The organism is Clostridium sp. MT-14 (assembly GCF_042436595.1).
Classification (GTDB): domain Bacteria; phylum Bacillota; class Clostridia; order Clostridiales; family Clostridiaceae; genus Clostridium_B; species Clostridium_B aromativorans.
Genome location: NZ_JBHMIY010000001.1, coordinates 230,287 through 247,717, shown reverse-complemented (window position 1 = coordinate 247,717; position 17,431 = coordinate 230,287). Strand labels below are relative to the sequence as shown.

Sequence of the window (17,431 nt, the reverse complement as noted above, 5' to 3'; positions counted from 1 at the left end):
AATTTTGCTATACTTTTTGTTCCAGTAGTTTTTTCATGGTTGGAATATCCGCAGGTGCCCAGTTTAAAGAAGGTAAATTTTCCCTGGGCATCCATATTAATTTTGAATGTTCACTTTTTGTCGGAGTTCCAGATATCAATTTACATTTAACTGTAATCAGGTTCACTATAAATTTTTCATATTCATAAGTACTTTCATTAAAAACATCTATGAATTTAACTGTACATGACAACTCTTCCCTGATCTCCCTTTCAATGGCTTGTTTAAAAGTCTCCCCTTGTTCTATTTTGCCACCTGGAAATTCCCATCTGTTTGGAAGTGACATTTTGGGAGAACGGAGAGCACATAGGATTTCTTTGTCTTTATTTTCTATAATTGCTCCAACAACTTTTAATAATTTTTTCATGAACAACACCTCCTGATTAGTGTATCATAAAGCTGTTAGTTTTGAAAATTCTATAATGAATTACATTTCATTTTGTACAGATAGGAAAAATGCTAACAAGATTTTTGAATTTAATAAAAACTTAAATAATGCATATTTAAATGACTCACAAATTTATCTGTATAATTTTTATATTCTATGGTATAATATCAGTAATAAGAAGGGTGGATTATGAATTTAGTCTGCTTGATTAAATTACATGGTTTAAATAATAGATAGGCCGGCTAAGATCTATCTATTATTTTTTTAGAATTATTTATCCGAACGCTACCATTGCTAATACTCCCAGCTTCTCAAAGTGAGAGATAAGCACTGCTACGCGCCTGGATAAGTTCTGCTAAGGTTCAGGTGGAGAAAAGTATTCCTTATTAGCAAACTCCACCTGAGCCTAAGAATCACTTGATGTTTACTTTGGTATCAGATGATATTTCATCAGGTCTCAAAGTTATTTTATTTTCTATTTTAATATCTGACTTTTTATCAGACAATGCCACTATACAAATAGCAGTTATTGAAAATAAACTGAAGAACAATATTAAATATCTTTCTGCCATAAATGCATCACCTCATCTTCATACGCAGACATTATTAACCATAATCCACCCATGAATAAAGAAGAGGTAACCACATAAATTTTCTTATTACATTTTAAATTATAACATATACTCTAATTACTGAAAACTAAAAGCAAGAAAGACATGGCAAAAATTCATATAGTGATCATTTATTGATCCACAACTTCGTAGCCCCCTTTAACAAGTGATTTTACAGCGTTATCTATGTCTTTGTTTTTGACGAGGATATAATCTGTATCATAAGTAGAAATAGCAAATATACTGATTTTATTTTGCGATAGTAATAAACTGATTGAAGCAAGGATTCCAATTAAGGAAAAGTCAAGGGGACCTTGGATTTTTAAAATTCTCCAGCCTTTTTCACATTTTACGTCATTGGGTATATTGTTTTCAGAACATACGATTGATAGTTCATCTGATGTTTTTGTTATGGAAAAAAACTCACCTTTTTTTGACCACTCAGGTATTGATTGAGTTTTATTCAATCTGCAGACACCATATTTTCCCTTTAACAATTTCAGTGTTAATATCTTTTTTGCCATTTTTCTTTGTCCCTCCAAATTTAGAATATTTATGGAATTAATTATAGCATAAATGGAAATTGCCCATAAGAAATGTTTTTGTCTCTGAACTTTTATTAGATAATGCTATAATAACTGTATTGGTTATTGCAAACAAATCGGGGAGCAACAGGTAATAATTGTACATAAAGGTGATAAGATGAAAGATGATATAATTTCCTATCTCAAATCCTATAAGAGAGTCACTATAACTCTGGGGGAATTGGAGAGCTTGGTGCCGGGGAATATGAAATATGACGAATTTGCCGGCTGTATAATGGAGCTGGTGAAAGATAATGTACTTGTGGAAAAAAAGCCGGAAATAAATAACGGAAAGGATATTCCACTTCCCTATAAATTCGGCATCAATAAATATGAATTGAAAAAAGACTACATTGATTTTCTGCAGAATTACAGTTTGAGCATAAGCAGTGAAATCGACCTGCAAAAATATTTTGCCGGCAGTTTTGAAGAATTAAAAAGGGATAAACCCTATATCGATAAAATTAGTCAATATATATGCAAAAACGGGCTGCCAAAGGAATATGCAACTTCACAGGAAAGATCTTTTTATCTTGTAGGGGATGAAAAGTGGATTGATGAAAAATCCGGCAGAAAACTTCTTGACAAGATTGGGCTTTGGAATAAATTGAAGATAATGAACAATTGCGATCCTCTTATGATGGCAGTGAATCCAAAGAAACTTTCACGATCCCAATCTGAATACCGCCATTTGATTGTGGAAAATAAAGCCACTTTCATGGCACTTGTGGATATGCTCTGTGATACTGATTTTACTGCTCTCATATTTGGCTCTGGATGGAAAATAGTTTCCAATATAGGACTTTTGGAAAGACAGCTTGGTGTAACTGGAAAACACAAACTGTATTATTTTGGAGACCTGGATAATGAAGGCATATCCATATGGAATTCCCTGAATGGAAGGAGGAAAGCCTCTGTTGCAGTGAAATTTTACAGTGAACTCATCAGAAAGCCCTGCAGCAGGGGAAAGGAAAATCAGGTTGAAAATCACAGTGCTGTCGACAACTTCTTGGAATTTTTCAGCACAGATGAAAGCCGAAGAATTTTGGATATACTGCATTCAGGAAAGTATTTGCCCCAGGAGGCTTTGAAAAAAGAGGAACTTGAAAATATATGGAGGGAAGATTGTTGGACATAGATATAAAAAGCATTACGGAAAACTATAGAGAGAGAATTCAAAGGCTTGCACTGTTTGATCCCCTCTACAAGCTGTCTAATAAAAATTCAAGGGACAGGAGCAATAAACCCATTGACTACTTTAATTTGGGGTTTCTGGCTCTATTGTTCTTTTTTGAAAATATGCTCATGAGAAATAGAAAAACTGGAATAAGAGAATTGGCCGAATTTTTTCAGAGGGTTAACCTGGGAAGGCTGGATCTTGGCTGTGAGGATTTTGAGAAGATTGCCAGAGATATAATAGAAATTTTCAGACCGCCCAATGGAAAGAGAAATTCCAGAAAATTTTACAATTGGGAAACGGGAAGGGAGGAAACCGTTCAGTATTCCATAATAAAGGCTGAGAGGGCGGATTTTGAAAAAAACACCCAGTACTATACTCTTGATGAGCAGGGACTGGAACTTGTATTTGCTACAAAGGAGTATTTCAATGAATTTCAGCTCTCCATAAATCAGCTGGTTTTAAGAAAGCAGCTGGAAAAGGGAGAATTTGTAGGAGCACTCAGGCAGATTGACGAAATGAGCCTCGATGTGAGAAATCTTCGTGACAGAATAATGAGAATCAAGCATGAGGTCAGCAGAAATATAATTTCAAATCAGATCTATGAAAGATATAAAAATACAATTGAAGACATCAATATAAGACTGCAGCGGGAAGATGAGGAATTCAGCGAACTGCAGTCTTTTGTGAAAGACACCGGGGAGAAAATGGGAAATGAGATAGTCCATGAAAAAGACAAAAAAGCCTATGAACTCATAATTAAAGTGGACAGGGAATTGGGACAGGTGAATTATGAACATAGACTGCTTTTGAAGGAAAGTATAGTTTTAAAGACCAGGGCACTTGAGGCAGCCCAGGAGGCACTGTATTATTCGGGAATAGATTCTTTCAATTTTGATCAGGAGATAGCCGGCAGATTGTTTTCATCGCCACTGCCCCTGCATGCTTCAAGAATGCTCATAGAGCCCTTCATGTTTTTGGAAATGCATAAAGAATGGTCACCTCTCGCAGTTTTTTCCAGACAGAGGATAGAAAACAGGAGCAGGCTTAAAAAATCCCAGGATTTTTTGTCTGTATCCGATAGGGAAGAGACAGAGGAGGATATTGAAATCCAGGGAAATAATTTCAAGGAGATAACTTCTATATTACTTGATGCTTTGGGAGATGGGAAGGATATAGACCTAAGGGAAGTGGCAGAATATATGAAAAGAAGTGGATATGAAAATATACTTGACAGACGCTGCTTTTACGACTACTGGATCCTGCTTCATCAAAAATCTCCTGTGAATTTGAAAAATTATGAAAGCAGTGAAAAGAGTCTGTTTGGAAAATCTTTTGATTTATTTGCACAGAAGTCAGACTGTATTTGTGTAAAGGAAATAGAAGGAGTATTAGAGGTTACAGAAAGATTTACCATAAAAGATATGAATTTGAGATTGGAGTGAAAACATGGCTTTTTACAGTAATGAACAGGTGATGCAGGCATTTGGCATATATTCAGTGCTGGCTGTGCAGGGATATGGAGAAAAAGAACAGCTTCATCTCTACATGTCCGATGACAGTATAAGATCGCTGGTGGATCAGTTCGCAAAGCAGGTGGACTGCAGCATATTTTTATCCGGGGATTACATATATCTTATACCTGTTTTAAAAGATTCAGTGTTCCACGTTTCAAATGATTATATCAAAAAAACCTATCTTCCTGCAAAGGCAGTAAATGTGGATTTATACATGATGTACGTATCAATAATAGTTCTGTTTGGAGAATTTTATGACAGCTATCAGACAATAGAACCCACCAGGGATTTCATATCTCTAAATGACTGGCTTTCCAGTTTGAATGAGAGGATTTCGTCGCTGAAGGAACAGGGGGATAAAAAGCTGAAAGAGCTTGACAGTAAATACGATTATAACTGGTCCTCTGTTGTAAAAAAGTGGACGGATATAGATGAAATAAGGGAAACTGCAAAAGTTCAGGATGCCAGGACTGCAAGCAGAAAGGGCTTTTTGAATATAGTAAAGCATTTTCTGGAATCCCAGGATCTTATAGAAGACATTGGGAATGAGGAACTGGCTCTTACGGAAAAGGCCAGGACCATAATTCAGAAGTATTATATGGAATATGACTACAACAGGGGTATACTTGATTTTATGTACAATATTGATAATAGAAAGGAAGAAAAATAATGCCGTCTATTTCCAGAATAAGATTTACAAATGTTATCTATGAAAATGGTGCCAAAAGGTTTAATGACGACATATTTCAGTTTGATGGACACAATGGAGCCCTTCTGATTCCAAACGGGGGAGGGAAAACCGTGTTTGTGCAGACAGCCATTCAGGCTGTGCTGCCCCATGTGGAAGTTGCAAACAGGAAGATAAGAGATACTCTGGTGCTTGAAAACACTTCTGCACATGTAGCAATTGAGTGGATACTGAGTGAAAAGCCCAGGAGATATGGACTTACAGCTGTAACTCTGTTTATGAACAGGGGATTGGTGAGCTCTCTGAAATATGTCTATGAATATGAAGAAAATGATGAAAATTCCATAGAAAAACTGCCCTTTGTGATACAGAGCGGCAGTGGAAACAAGAGACCTGCCGAAAAAGAGGAAATGGGTGAATACTATTTGAATATGAGCCGGAATAAGATAAATGCCCATGAATTTTCAACCATAAAAGAATATCAGGAATATATAGAGAAAAATTTTAAAATAGTTCCCTGGGAATGGAGGAAAATTGCACTGATAAATAGTGCAGAAGGAGGAGTAGAGGAATTTTTCAATAACTGCAGAAGTACGGGACAGCTGGTGGACAACCTTTTGATACCAACTGTTGAAGAAGCTATAGCCGGTGATGGAACAAGGGATTTTGCCGAGACTTTTGAAAAGCAGATACAGCATTTTAAAAAATATAAGCAGCTGAAAGCCAGGGTAGAGGAAAGCAGATCCATTGAAGCCGAAATAGACAGATATGTAGAAGTTTACAGGGACTACCATAATGTAAATTTAAAATTTGGTAAAATGAAGAAAAATGTAAAGGCTGTATATAATTTTGCCAGAGAAGAGCAGACTGAAAATAAAAATAGAATAGATAAAAACTGTGCTGCGCTGGAAGAACTGGAGAGGGAAGAAAACAGCTGGAAACAGAAGGAGAGTTCCTACAAGCTTCAACTTCTGAAAGTGAAGATGGAGGAAAACAGGAGAAATTTTGAAAGAGTTTCCGACAGTTATAATGGAATGCTGAATATTAGAAATAGAAAGCAGAAGGTCTATGAGAGGCTCCGATTTTTAAAATATAAAAGCAGTATCAAAATTCAAAATGACAAAATAAAGTTTTTACAGAGCCAGCTTGAGGAATTCAATAGGGACAGAAAAGCAGTAGATACTGTTGAAAAAATTCAGGATAATTCCTGCTGCCTTAGAGGATATTATGTAAAACAGGAGAAAAAACTGGAGAATGAAAGATCTTTAGCTGAGAATCATCTCAAAAATGCTGAAGATAAGATTAGACAAATTGAAAACAGAATTTCAAAGGTTCAGGATATGGGTAAAAAATTGATTGAAGATAGGAGCAGGCTGGAAGCTAAAATTGAATATCTTGAAGAAGATATGAAATCCATAGAGAGAGAAATACTGAGCAATCCTGAACAGGAAAGTGTTGAAGAAGAGGCAGTCAAATGGCAGCTCCGTATAGATGTTCTGGAAAACAATATTTTTGAGTGTAATAAAGAAATTAAATCCATTGAAAGAGAAAAAGAGGATCTAAGAACGAATATCAAAATGAAGAGGGAAGAGCTGGAGGAGCTTAAAAGGGAGGAAAGCAGTATTGGGGACTACCTGGAAGCCCATGGAAAAAAACAGGATGCTTTGCTGAAAAGACTTAAAGAATTCAAGGGAAACTGGTTCAGCTTTGATTCACTGTACTCAAAACAGGAAACTATACTGCAGCAGCTTGAAAATAAAGCCGTAAGTCTTTATGAAGAAAAGGAAAATCTTATAATTGAAGAGAGAACAGCTCACAGATGGGCGGATGATTACAGTGACAGTGAGTATTATACTGCAGATCCTGTTATAGAAAAATGGGTTAGAGCCTGGAGAAACGGATTCAATTATATAGAAAGCGGAACCCAGTATTTTCAAAGAGCTTTTGATGGCGGTGAAAATGTATATCCTTACTGGACTATATCCATAATAACTTCCAGTTCAGAGACAGATAAGCTGAAGAAAAAGATAGCTGACAACTGCAGCAAGCTTTCCCATCCTGTTATAGTAATGGATGAAAATGAAGCAAGATTAAAAATTGAAGACAGATATACAATTACAGAGGAAAATATATTTTTTCCACCCAGCTGGAAGAAAAACATTTTCCGGGAGAATTTTGAAAACTGGAAAATGGGCATTGCGTCAAAGGCTGATGAATCCACCAAGATCCGAATTGAAAAGGAAAAGGAAGTTGAAATATGCCGTAGGCTGCTTATGGATGTGAGAGAGTTTTATGAAGTATATCCCTATGAACAGTATATGGACATGCAAAGAGATCAAAAGAGTGTCAAATACAATATATCAGTGACAGCAGGAAATATATCCTCTGATGAGAAGAGAATTGAGGATATTGATGATAAGATAAAAGAACTCAACAATAATATGAAGGATTCAAGCGGTGAACAGAATGTACTGGGAAATAAAATAATAAAATCGAGAAAGTATCTAAATGACAGAGAGAAAAAGAAAAAATGTGAAATGGATGCGGCTGAGATAAAAGAAGATATTCTGGAAAATAACAGGAAATTTTCAAAGCTCAATGGAGAGAAGAGCATATCCTCAAAATTACAAAGGGATCTGGAAGATAATTTTAAAAGTCTCTGCATTGCCCTTAAAAATCTAAAAGGTCAAAAACTTTATACAGAGGTACTTGAATTTGATCCTAAATATACTTCCACAAGTGTGGAGGTGCTTGAAGATGAGAGGATGGCCCTGAAGGATATACTTGCCCGGAAGCAAAAGGGAAGAGATTTGCTTGAACAGAAAATGAAAAGTGCAGTTGAATTGAAAAATTCTCTGGAGTCCGAATTTGAAGTTTTTAAAAACGAACTGGAATTTCCCATAGATGAAAAAGAAGAGTTCATTTACCACAGTGGTGAGGATATAAATGAACTTTCAGTTGAAATAAAAGATATGAGATTGCCCTTGAAGAATCTGAAAAAAAAGTATGATGGAGCTGAACTCGTACTTCAAAATAGCAAAAATAAATATGAAATCAGGGAAAAGGACTTTAAAGGCGAGTATGAAGATATAATATCTTTTTCCATTCCACTGGAGAGAGTACCTGAGGTTTTGTCCCGGGAAAGAAAAAATATAAATAGAAGGAAAGATTATCTCACAGCAGAACAGGAATCCCTGGAGAAACAGAAAGTGGATATAGAAAATGTCCTGCAGGAAATCAAGGTCATAAATGCAAAATATCCATCTTCTGCAGAAGAAACAGGAGAAGTGACTATTTCTGAAGATGTAAAGGAAAGGTTTCCCTATAAGAGGATGGAAGTTTTAAAAGAAATGGAGAAAAAACTGAATGAAATCGCCGGAAATCTAGATAAAAAAGCCGACAGGGTAAAAGTACAAAAGGAGAATTTTATTGATTTCTGTCAAAATGACATATTGGATGTAAAACTTAAAGAGATGTCTGTGACAGGTATAGAATATAACAGAAATTTTGAAGCTATTTTAGAATGGCAGAATAAAATGAGTGAAAGAATTATGCGCATAGTTAAAATTACAGAAGATGACATGAGGAATCATGACAGAGAAATTCAGCAGTTTATAAACCAGCTTCATTCCTATCTGAAGACAATATCAGATGAATTCAGGAGACTTCCCAAAAGCACCAGGATAAAGATTGATGGAAAGTGGAAAGAGGTATTTTTGTTTACAGTACCTGAATGGGATGAAAAAGAAGGCAGGGAAAGACTGGCCGAATATATTGACTGGATGCTGAATCAGCTTCAGGGGGATCAGTTCAAGGATGAAAATGGCAGGGAAGATGTGGAAAAAGCCAGAAAATCCATTGAAAAATGGCTTCAGTCAAAACAGCTGCTGCAGTATGTGATGAAGCAGAACACCATAAAGGTGAAATGCAGGAAAGTGACCAATGATGGAAAGATGAGCAGTCTGCCTTTTTCATGGGAGACATCAAATCAATGGTCCGGCGGAGAAAAGTGGAGCAAAAACATGACTTTGTTTCTGGGCATACTGAATTATCTGGCAGAGAAGAGAATCAGGATGGCTTCAGATTGTAAAAGGCACAGAGCAGTTATAATGGATAATCCTTTTGGCAAGGCTTCCAGTGAACATGTACTGGATCCGGTATTTTTTATTGCAGAACAGCTTGGATTTCAAATAATAGCTCTTACAGCACATTCGGAAGGAAAATTTATAAGAACCTATTTTCCAATTGTATACAGCTGCAAGCTCAGAGAAGCCAGCGACGGTATAAATCAGATTATGACGAAAGAGCTGGAAATGAAGAAGGCATTTTTCAGAGACAATGATCCACAGAGTTTAACAAGGCTTACTTAGCCGGGAGTATATATGCCCATATAGTATAAGGAAATGGTTAACAAATTTGACCTGTCTAAATATAGATCAAATATAAGCAAACTTCATCTGAACCTAAGAATCACTTGATGTTTACTTTGGTATCGGATGATATTTCATCAGGTTTCAAAGCTGTTTTATTTTCTATTTTAATATCTGACTTTTTATCAGACAACGCCACTATACAAACAGCAGAAATTACATTGTATTTCATACATAATTATGCTATAATTATGACACAATAAAAGTGAGGTGATTTAAATGCCGCAAATAAGGCCTATAAAAGATTTAAGAAATACAAATGAAATTTCTGAAATATGTCATAAAAGCAAAGAGCCAGTGTTTATTACTAAAAATGGTTATGGTGATATGGTAATAATGAGTATGGAAATTTATGAGCGCAAAATGGCTCTTTTAGAAGTTTATAAAAAATTATCTGAGGCGGAGAAAGAACTTGCAGATGGTATGCCGCTTAAAGATGGAGAAAAAGTATTTAAAGAGCTGAGGGAGAAATATGGGAAATAGGAAGTATGACTTAAAATTTACTCTATGATCAGGAAAATTCATGGTACTTATCGCATTTGCACGGCGATCATATGTGATAACTTTATACTGATTTGCAAGCTCATCTGCCAAAGGTAAATAAAGGTCTCCGTCACCACCTCCTCCTGCAATTAGAAGAAAAAGGCTTTCCCATCCCTGTTGCCTTGTAAAAAAGTGTGTCTCCTGTCCATTTTATTATAATCTCTTTTGCAATGCTGCCAATTGCTTATTTTTCACATTGGATGGAGCATACATTTGCCGGCATCGTAAGTTATTATGGTATATTTATAGCAATATATATTATAATATGGTTTATACAGTATAGCATGTGGAAATATAGAATCAGGCAGATAAACAACAAAATTAAAAATGACAGGGTGAAATGATAAGTATCTTCAGTTTTCAAAAGAAGTTTTTAAAGCAGGCAAAACCCGTACAATAAAATCAGAACATGATATTCATTTTGAAAAACCAGGTGAATTTATTCAGATCATGGCAGATTTTTTGGGTAAAATAAAATAATTTTTCATTGTAAAAGAGATGTTGAATATAATTAGTTTATTGAAAATGACTATCAATTACACAAAAAATATGATATTATTATTTATATGAGGGATACTATTTTTTGAGGGGAGGATGGTATGTTCAATAAATTATTTCAAAATACATGTAAACCCAGGGGATTGGGTGGAAAAATGATTCTAAAGATGATGAATTCAGGTCATGCCAGGCTTTCAGACTGGGGTCTTAAACATCTTCAATTGAAAAATACAGACCATGTACTTGATATTGGATGTGGTGGAGGGGCCAATATATCAAGATTGTTGGAAAGCTGTCCGGATGGTTTTGTGGCAGGTATAGATTATTCAGAAGAAAGTGTAAAGTGCAGCAGGAAGAAGAATATGGACTACATTGGGAAAAATTGTGATATAAGAACAGGTAATGTAAGCCATATACCTTATGGAGATGAAAGCTTTGATATTGCTACTGCATTTGAAACCGTATATTTCTGGCCTGATTTGTATGAAAATTTTAAAGAAGTCAGGAGAATATTAAAACCGGAAGGGTATTTTATGATATGCTGTGAAGAAGGAGATCCTGTAAATGATAAATGGTCTGAAAAAATAGAAGGAATGACAGTATACAGTATTATACAGCTGGCAGATATTTTAAAATCAGCAGGGTTTGCCGTAGTTCAGAAAGATGAAAAACAGAATGGAAAATGGATATGCCTTGTTGGAATGAAGAAATAAATCCGCTGAAATTAAGAGAGGGTACTGATCAAGCTTTTTTGTATGAATTATGGAAGGGTTAAAGCTTGATTAGTACTTTATTTGTTTTAAAATCAACCCAGTATTAAAGACCAATACATCAAATAGCGCTGCTGAAGAAAAAATAAATTTACCTATAAAAGAAATGGTAGTATAATTTAATGGATAAATTTAGGGAAGCGAACAGAGAGGTGAAAAATTTGAAGCAAGTGGAGATAATGATTGTGGAAGACGATGATGACATCAATAGAATACTGGAACTGATTGTAAAGGAGCAGGGATACAAAGCAACCTGCTGCTTTTCCGGTACGGAAGCCAGATTAAGACTTCAGCAGCAGTCCTTTGATCTGATTTTACTGGATATTATGCTGCCTGGACTGACAGGGGAGGAATTGCTGGGAGAAATCAGGGAGCATTCATCTGTCCCGGTTATTGTTGTTTCTGCGAAAAATATGATTGAAGACAAAGTCAGCCTGCTGAGGCTGGGTGCGGATGATTACATGGTCAAACCTTTTGCCCGTGAAGAAGTTGCAGCACGGATTGAAGTCCAGCTGCGTAAAAATTATTCACGGCAGGCTGATAAGTGTTTAAACTGGAAGGCACTGACTCTGGATGAAGGCCGACATGTGGCAATGGTTGAAAAATCAGAGTTGAATCTCACCAATGTGGAGTTTGATATCTTGAAAATTATGTTGAAGCATCCTAAACAGGTATTCTCAAAAGCCAAGCTGTATGAACTGCTGTGGAATGATGTTTACCGGGGAAATGACAATAGTATCAGTGTCCATGTGTCGAATATTCGTAAAAAAATTGCAGCTGTTACCAAAGAAGAATATATTAAAACTATCTGGGGAATCGGCTTTTCACTGGTCTAGATATCATCTTTATGATTTCTTTATAATTTGCTTAAGGGTTCTTAAAAAACACCTTGTAAACTGATAAGTGTAAAGGAGGAATTGAGATGAAAACACCAATTTTGAAAATAACTGATCTGGAGAAAAGATATAAGCATCAGGTTGCCATGGAAAGCAGTGATTTTGAACTGTATCATGGAGAAATATGTGCTGTTATAGGGAAAAACGGCGCGGGAAAATCAACCATGTTCAAGATGATTGCCGAAGAGATATTTCCCACAAAGGGTGAGATTACACTGTTTGGTGAACCCTACGGGAAACATAATGTCCGCAGGAGAATGGGGGTCATGATTGAAAACAATGTATTTTTTGATAACTTCAATGCCATCCAGAATTTAGAGTACTATCGTCTGCAGCGGGGAATTCCTGAAAAAGCCGTAATAAAAAAAGTATTGAATACAGTGGGACTTGCAGAGTATCAGGGAAAGAAATTCTCGGAATATTCACTGGGGATGAAGCAGCGCTTATCACTGGCACTGGCTTTATTATCCTCACCGGATTTTTTGCTTTTAGATGAGCCTGCCAATGGTTTGGATCCGGAAGGAATGGCTGAAATGCGTCAGCTTTTTCTTAATTTAAACCAGGAGCATCAAATTACAATTTTGATTTCAAGTCACATTTTATCACAGCTGCAGTCAATTGCAACACGTTTTGTTTTTCTTCACAAAGGTAAAATTATTCAGGATTTGTCACGTAAAGAGCTATTGGAGATGAATCAGCAGTTTATATTCCTTCGTGTCAATGATGCCAAGAAGGCCTGCTTTATATTGGAAAATCATTTTCCAGATATGGACTATAGGGTTTTAGCTGGTCAGCAGCTGGAGGTTTACAATCATATTGAAGACCGTCAAAAAATCAATAGGCTTTTGAATGAAGGCAGTGTGGATATTTTGGAAATGACAGTTAAAAGCAAGAATCTGGAAGAATATTTTCTGGAGCTCATAGGAGGTAATAATAATGCTGAATCTCATTAGAAGTGAAGTCTACCGGTTGATACGTTCAAAACTGTACTACGGGCTTATTGCAGTTAGTGTCTTTCTAGTCATGGCTGCCGCAGGGGTACTGCAGTATTTCAGATTCAAGGAATCAACCTTTCCCTACGGAACAAGGATGTTCTATTACAGTAATGTATTTGGTATGACTACTTTAATTATTGTTTTATGTTTATTAATTGTTTTAATATTGACACGAAAGAGTCAGTCAAAAATCTGTGCAGCGGTTTCTTTCGGATATTCCCGAGGGGCTGTCTTTTGGTCAAAATTGATTGCTTTGTCTCTGGGAGTAGCTGTTATGGCTGCTGTTATTTTGTCGGTCACCATTTTAAGCGGTAATGTTATTTTTGATTTGGTGAATAATTCAACTCTTGGTCAATTTTTAATTGCCTTTAGCAATGTACTGCCCATTGTTGCCTCCGGTTTTGTTCTAGGTTATGTTTTAAGTGTCAATGGTGTCTCAGAAGTTTTGAACCTGCTTATTTTGCTGTTTATTTACAGTATTTTAGGACGTTTAATCGATACTTTAGCCGGCAGAGTAAGTGTTTTGAGAACTATATCTAAATGGACACCTTCTTCACTGCTTAATAATAATTTAGTCCACTATATGTCAGGCAGTGCTTATTTTGACGTGAAGTGCTGGGTGCTGGGACTGATGATTATTTTTGTAAGCTTGATTATGGGGCTGGCAATTTTTACGAAAAAGGATTTATCCTAGAGAAAGGAGGAGAGTTATGATTTATATTAACTGTATACTGACAGTTGTAACTGTCCTCTGTCTGACAAAGCATTATTTTATCAGAATGAATATTCGTACATTAACTGCGGAGGTTAAAAAATTAACTAAATTGATTTCTCAAACCAATCAGCAGGTTACTGTGGCTGCTCCTGATAAAACCACAGAAAAGCTGGCTGCTGAAATCAATCATTTAGTTGAGCGCTATAAGGAATTGCAATTGAAGAATATTGAGGAGAAGCGTCAGAATAAAGAAGCTCTGGCTAACTTTTCCCATGACTTGCGCACGCCGCTGACTTCTGCCATGGGATATATTGATATAGTTTTGAATATGGATCTATCCATCAAAGATAAAGAAAAATATTTAAATATTGTACAGCATAAGCTGAAGAGTTTAAACAATCTGGTGGATTCACTATATGATTTGTCCCTGGTTGATGCCCGGGAGTATCCTGTGCAGCTGAATCCGCACTCCTTATATCAGCTGCTGTGTGACAGTCTGCTGTTGTTTCACCAGGACTTTGAAGATAAAGGTATCTCCCTGCAGCTGGATCTTGATGAAAAAGTTCCGTTGGTGCTGCTGGATGAAAAGATCACCAATAGAGTGTTCTTGAATCTGTTTCAAAATGTCATACGCTATGCCAGGTCATACTGCAGGGTTGAATTGAAAGTGACAGAAGAGCATGTTCATATCAGTATAAGCAATGATTCTGAAGCTTTAAGCGAGGAAACTGTAGTACAGCTTTTCAACCGTACATATAGGGCTGATATTAATCGCTCCGGGCACTCTTCCGGTTTGGGCCTGGCCATTGCAAAAGAGCTGATGGAACTACAGCGGGGTAAGATAACTGCAGATTATAAGCATAATACTCTGACTTTTATGCTGTCTTTCAAACGTTAAAATTGTTTCAGCAGATTTTAAAAGTTCTGCTGTTTTTTTATACGTTCAAATCGTTATATTAAGTATTTATAATAGTGTTGTTAAAAAAATAAAAAAGGTATATACTGATGTATATACAGTAATTATAAAATATTATTTTAGGAGCACAAAAATGGATAGAAGTTTTTTAATAAATGAGATAAAAAGATTGAAAACAGAGAGAAATGCCTGTATACTGGCACATAATTATCAGGTACCTGAAGTTCAGGATATATCGGATATTGTAGGCGATTCCTTTGCCTTAAGCAGGGCGGCGGCAAAAATGGACAAGGAAGTTATAGTGTTCTGCGGCGTCAGATTTATGGCGGAAAGTGCAAAGATACTTTCTCCGGATAAGAAAGTGCTGCTTCCTTCAAAATATGCAGGGTGTCCTCTGGCGGATTCCATAACTTCAAAACAGCTTCAGACTATGAAAAACAAACATCCTGGGGCAGCTGTTGTATGTTATGTAAATTCTTCAGCAGAAGTCAAAGCCATAAGTGACATATGCTGTACTTCTTCCAATGCAGTGAAGGTTGTTGAAAGTTTGAAGGAGGATGAAGTGCTGTTTGTACCTGATGAAAATCTTGCCGGCTATATAGCTGAGAAAGTAAGAGGAAAACATATAATACCCTGGCCCGGACACTGCATAACTCATGCAAGGATAATGGTGGAGGATCTTGTAAAAACATCGGAAGAGCATCCGAAAGCAGAAATACTGGCTCACCCTGAAGTTTCCGGGGAAATAAGGGAAAGTTCTGATTTTGTTGGCAGCACTTCACAGATAATTGATCATGCCCGTAAATCTTCAAATACAGAATTCATCATAGGTACTGAAATAGGTGTGCTTCATAAGATGAAAAAGGATAATCCTGGCAAGAAGTTTTATCTCATGAGTCCCAGACTCGTATGTGAGAATATGAAAATGACATCTCTCGAAAATGTTTATACATGTCTTTTAAATATGGAATACGAAATATCAGTGCCTGAAAATATCAGAAAAAAGGCTGAGAACTCCCTGGAGAAAATGTTGTGTATTGAGTAAGAGGTTGGTATCGGAATCAAGTGATTATAAAATAGGCTGGTGATATGAATGAAAAGATATTTGGTTGATTTTAAAAATGAACCCTGTGAAGGTAGATATTTTGATATTGTAATAATAGGGGCTGGAATAGCCGGCCTCTACACGGCTTTGATGCTTCCAAAAAAATTAAAGATAGCAGTGCTCAGCAAAAAGGAAATAGATGATTCGGATTCCTACATGGCTCAGGGAGGTATTGCTGCCAGCATAGGAGATGATGACAGGGAACTCCATATAAAGGATACTGTGAATGCAGGCTGTTATGTGAATAATGCAAAAGCCGTGAAGGTGCTGGTAGATGAATCCCAGCAGGCCATAGAGAATTTGATTGAACTTGGTGTGAATTTTGACAGGGATGATCAGGGTAACTTCTACAGATCCTTTGAAGGGAATCATTCCATACCCAGAATACTCCATGTAAATGGCGATTCCACGGGAAAGGGTATAATGGACGTGCTCATAAAAGATGCTGAAAGTGCCGACAATATAGAAATAATACCGGATGTATTTGCCCTGGATATCGTGGAAAACAGGGGGAAATGCTGCGGCGTAACGGTATTTTACAAAGGAAGATCAACGTATTTTATCTCCCGGTATTGTATAATGGCATCAGGGGGAATAGGCCAGCTGTTTTCAAAAACCACAAATGTGGATGTACTCACTGGAGATGGAATTGCCATGGCAATAAGGGCAGATGTGAAACTCAAGGACATGGAATATGTTCAATTTCACCCTACAGCCTTTTATACAGGAGATACAAATGACAGGTTGTTCCTGATATCCGAGGCCGTAAGAGGAGAAGGTGCAGTACTTAGAAACATGGAAGGAAAGAGATTCATGGAGGAATATGACAGAAGAATGGAGCTTGCACCCAGGGATATTGTTGCGAGGGCCATATTCCATGAGATGAATAAGGTATCATCTAAATATGTATATCTGGATGCCACCATGTATGATAAAGATTTTCTCCAGAACAGGTTCAGGCAGATCTACAGGGAATGTGAAAGCAGCTCCATAGAGATGTACAGGGATTATATACCTGTTACTCCTGCGGAACACTATTTCATGGGCGGAATTGAAGTGGATCTTTTCGGCAGAACAAGTATGGAAGGACTTTATGCCCTGGGAGAATGTGCCTGCACTGGAGTACATGGTGCCAACAGGCTGGCAAGCAATTCTCTCCTTGAAGCTCTTGTATTTGGGAAAAGAGCCGCAGAGGATATCTCTGAAAAAATTTCATGCGGAAAAATATGCAGCCTGCCGGAATTGGAAAATGAAGACACCTTGAATGGAAAAAATGAGGAAGTCGATTTCCATGGGCTTAAAAGATCTTTAAAAATTCTTATGGAAAAACATGCAGGAATAATAAGAAATGTAGATGATCTTAAAGCAGCATTGAATATTATTGAGGACAAGCTCTCTAAGATGGAGGCTTCAAGTCTTGAAAGTGTGGAAGCCGTGGAGACATATAATATGTATCAGGTGGCCAGAAGTATTGTGATTTCAATTCTTGAGTCCAAAGCTTCCATAGGAAGCAACTATGTTGAAAATTATTCTGAACACAATAAGGTTTTGAGGTGATT

Annotated in this window: 17 protein-coding genes; 13 read left to right on the top strand and 4 right to left on the bottom strand. The window is 36.6% G+C overall.

Annotation, left to right across the window (positions count from 1 at the left end; all coding sequences use genetic code 11):
* Positions 1-7: 7 nt before the first annotated feature.
* The 3 genes from ACFHWD_RS01180 to ACFHWD_RS01170 all read right to left on the bottom strand — a co-directional run bounded on the left by ACFHWD_RS01180 (position 8) and on the right by ACFHWD_RS01170 (position 1,562).
* Positions 8-406 (bottom strand): (deoxy)nucleoside triphosphate pyrophosphohydrolase, encoded by a 399-nt coding sequence (locus ACFHWD_RS01180; RefSeq protein WP_229980488.1) that lies wholly within the window; start codon positions 404-406, stop codon positions 8-10.
* A gap of 434 nt (positions 407-840) precedes the next feature.
* Positions 841-999: a hypothetical protein gene (locus tag ACFHWD_RS01175; protein ID WP_229980487.1), complete on the bottom strand. Its 159-nt coding sequence runs from the start codon at positions 997-999 to the stop codon at positions 841-843.
* A 170-nt stretch (positions 1,000-1,169) separates the two neighbouring features.
* Complete coding sequence (locus tag ACFHWD_RS01170) at positions 1,170-1,562, bottom strand: ACT domain-containing protein (RefSeq protein WP_150356560.1); 393 nt, start codon at positions 1,560-1,562, stop codon at positions 1,170-1,172.
* Positions 1,563-1,740: 178 nt separating this feature from the next.
* Here ACFHWD_RS01170 and ACFHWD_RS01165 point away from each other — a divergent pair, with 178 nt between their 5' ends.
* Genes ACFHWD_RS01165 through ACFHWD_RS01150 form a run of 4 tightly spaced genes read left to right on the top strand, consistent with a single transcriptional unit; the run spans position 1,741 to position 9,374 of the window.
* Entirely contained in the window at positions 1,741-2,760 is a 1,020-nt protein-coding gene (locus ACFHWD_RS01165) for a Wadjet anti-phage system protein JetD domain-containing protein (RefSeq protein WP_378059885.1), read from the top strand.
* Positions 2,751-4,244 carry a replicative DNA helicase gene (locus ACFHWD_RS01160; RefSeq protein ID WP_179977962.1) on the top strand — a complete coding sequence of 498 codons (1,494 nt, stop codon included), beginning with the start codon at positions 2,751-2,753 and terminating at the stop codon, positions 4,242-4,244. Before ACFHWD_RS01165 ends, ACFHWD_RS01160 begins: the two co-directional genes overlap by 10 nt.
* A 4-nt stretch (positions 4,245-4,248) precedes the next feature.
* Complete coding sequence (locus tag ACFHWD_RS01155) at positions 4,249-4,986, top strand: DUF6063 family protein (RefSeq protein ID WP_179977961.1); 738 nt, start codon at positions 4,249-4,251, stop codon at positions 4,984-4,986.
* Positions 4,986-9,374 (top strand): hypothetical protein, encoded by a 4,389-nt coding sequence (locus ACFHWD_RS01150; protein ID WP_378059883.1) that lies wholly within the window; start codon positions 4,986-4,988, stop codon positions 9,372-9,374. The genes ACFHWD_RS01155 and ACFHWD_RS01150 overlap by 1 nt, the downstream gene beginning before the upstream one ends.
* A 100-nt stretch (positions 9,375-9,474) precedes the next feature.
* Here the strand turns inward: ACFHWD_RS01150 and ACFHWD_RS01145 are convergent, their stop codons facing one another.
* Positions 9,475-9,606: a hypothetical protein gene (locus ACFHWD_RS01145; RefSeq protein ID WP_378059881.1), complete on the bottom strand. Its 132-nt coding sequence runs from the start codon at positions 9,604-9,606 to the stop codon at positions 9,475-9,477.
* 47 nt (positions 9,607-9,653) lie between these two features.
* Here ACFHWD_RS01145 and ACFHWD_RS01140 point away from each other — a divergent pair, with 47 nt between their 5' ends.
* The 9 genes from ACFHWD_RS01140 (at position 9,654) to nadB (ending at position 17,429) form a co-directional block, all read left to right on the top strand.
* A complete protein-coding gene (locus ACFHWD_RS01140; RefSeq protein WP_179977960.1) occupies positions 9,654-9,917 on the top strand; it encodes a type II toxin-antitoxin system Phd/YefM family antitoxin in 264 nt (87 codons plus the stop codon).
* Positions 9,918-10,111: 194 nt separating this feature from the next.
* Complete coding sequence (locus ACFHWD_RS01135) at positions 10,112-10,321, top strand: DUF3021 family protein (RefSeq protein ID WP_378059878.1); 210 nt, start codon at positions 10,112-10,114, stop codon at positions 10,319-10,321.
* Between the two features lie 255 nt (positions 10,322-10,576).
* Positions 10,577-11,188, top strand: a complete 612-nt coding sequence (locus ACFHWD_RS01130; RefSeq protein ID WP_150356566.1) for a class I SAM-dependent methyltransferase — start codon at positions 10,577-10,579, stop codon at positions 11,186-11,188.
* A 179-nt stretch (positions 11,189-11,367) separates the two neighbouring features.
* Positions 11,368-12,081, top strand: a complete 714-nt coding sequence (locus tag ACFHWD_RS01125; RefSeq protein WP_229980479.1) for a response regulator transcription factor — start codon at positions 11,368-11,370, stop codon at positions 12,079-12,081.
* Positions 12,082-12,167: 86 nt separating this feature from the next.
* Entirely contained in the window at positions 12,168-13,094 is a 927-nt protein-coding gene (locus ACFHWD_RS01120) for an ATP-binding cassette domain-containing protein (protein WP_273336522.1), read from the top strand.
* The gene (locus ACFHWD_RS01115) at positions 13,078-13,830 is read left to right on the top strand and encodes a hypothetical protein (RefSeq protein WP_179977954.1); all 753 of its coding nucleotides are present in this window, start codon (positions 13,078-13,080) and stop codon (positions 13,828-13,830) included. The genes ACFHWD_RS01120 and ACFHWD_RS01115 overlap by 17 nt, the downstream gene beginning before the upstream one ends.
* A 16-nt stretch (positions 13,831-13,846) precedes the next feature.
* Entirely contained in the window at positions 13,847-14,749 is a 903-nt protein-coding gene (locus ACFHWD_RS01110; RefSeq protein WP_150356570.1) for a sensor histidine kinase KdpD, read from the top strand.
* A gap of 1 nt (position 14,750) precedes the next feature.
* Positions 14,751-15,812: a quinolinate synthase NadA gene (gene nadA / locus ACFHWD_RS01105; protein ID WP_378059996.1), complete on the top strand. Its 1,062-nt coding sequence runs from the start codon at positions 14,751-14,753 to the stop codon at positions 15,810-15,812.
* Between the two features lie 48 nt (positions 15,813-15,860).
* The gene (gene nadB / locus ACFHWD_RS01100) at positions 15,861-17,429 is read left to right on the top strand and encodes an L-aspartate oxidase (RefSeq protein WP_378059874.1); all 1,569 of its coding nucleotides are present in this window, start codon (positions 15,861-15,863) and stop codon (positions 17,427-17,429) included.
* Positions 17,430-17,431: the final 2 nt, after the last annotated feature.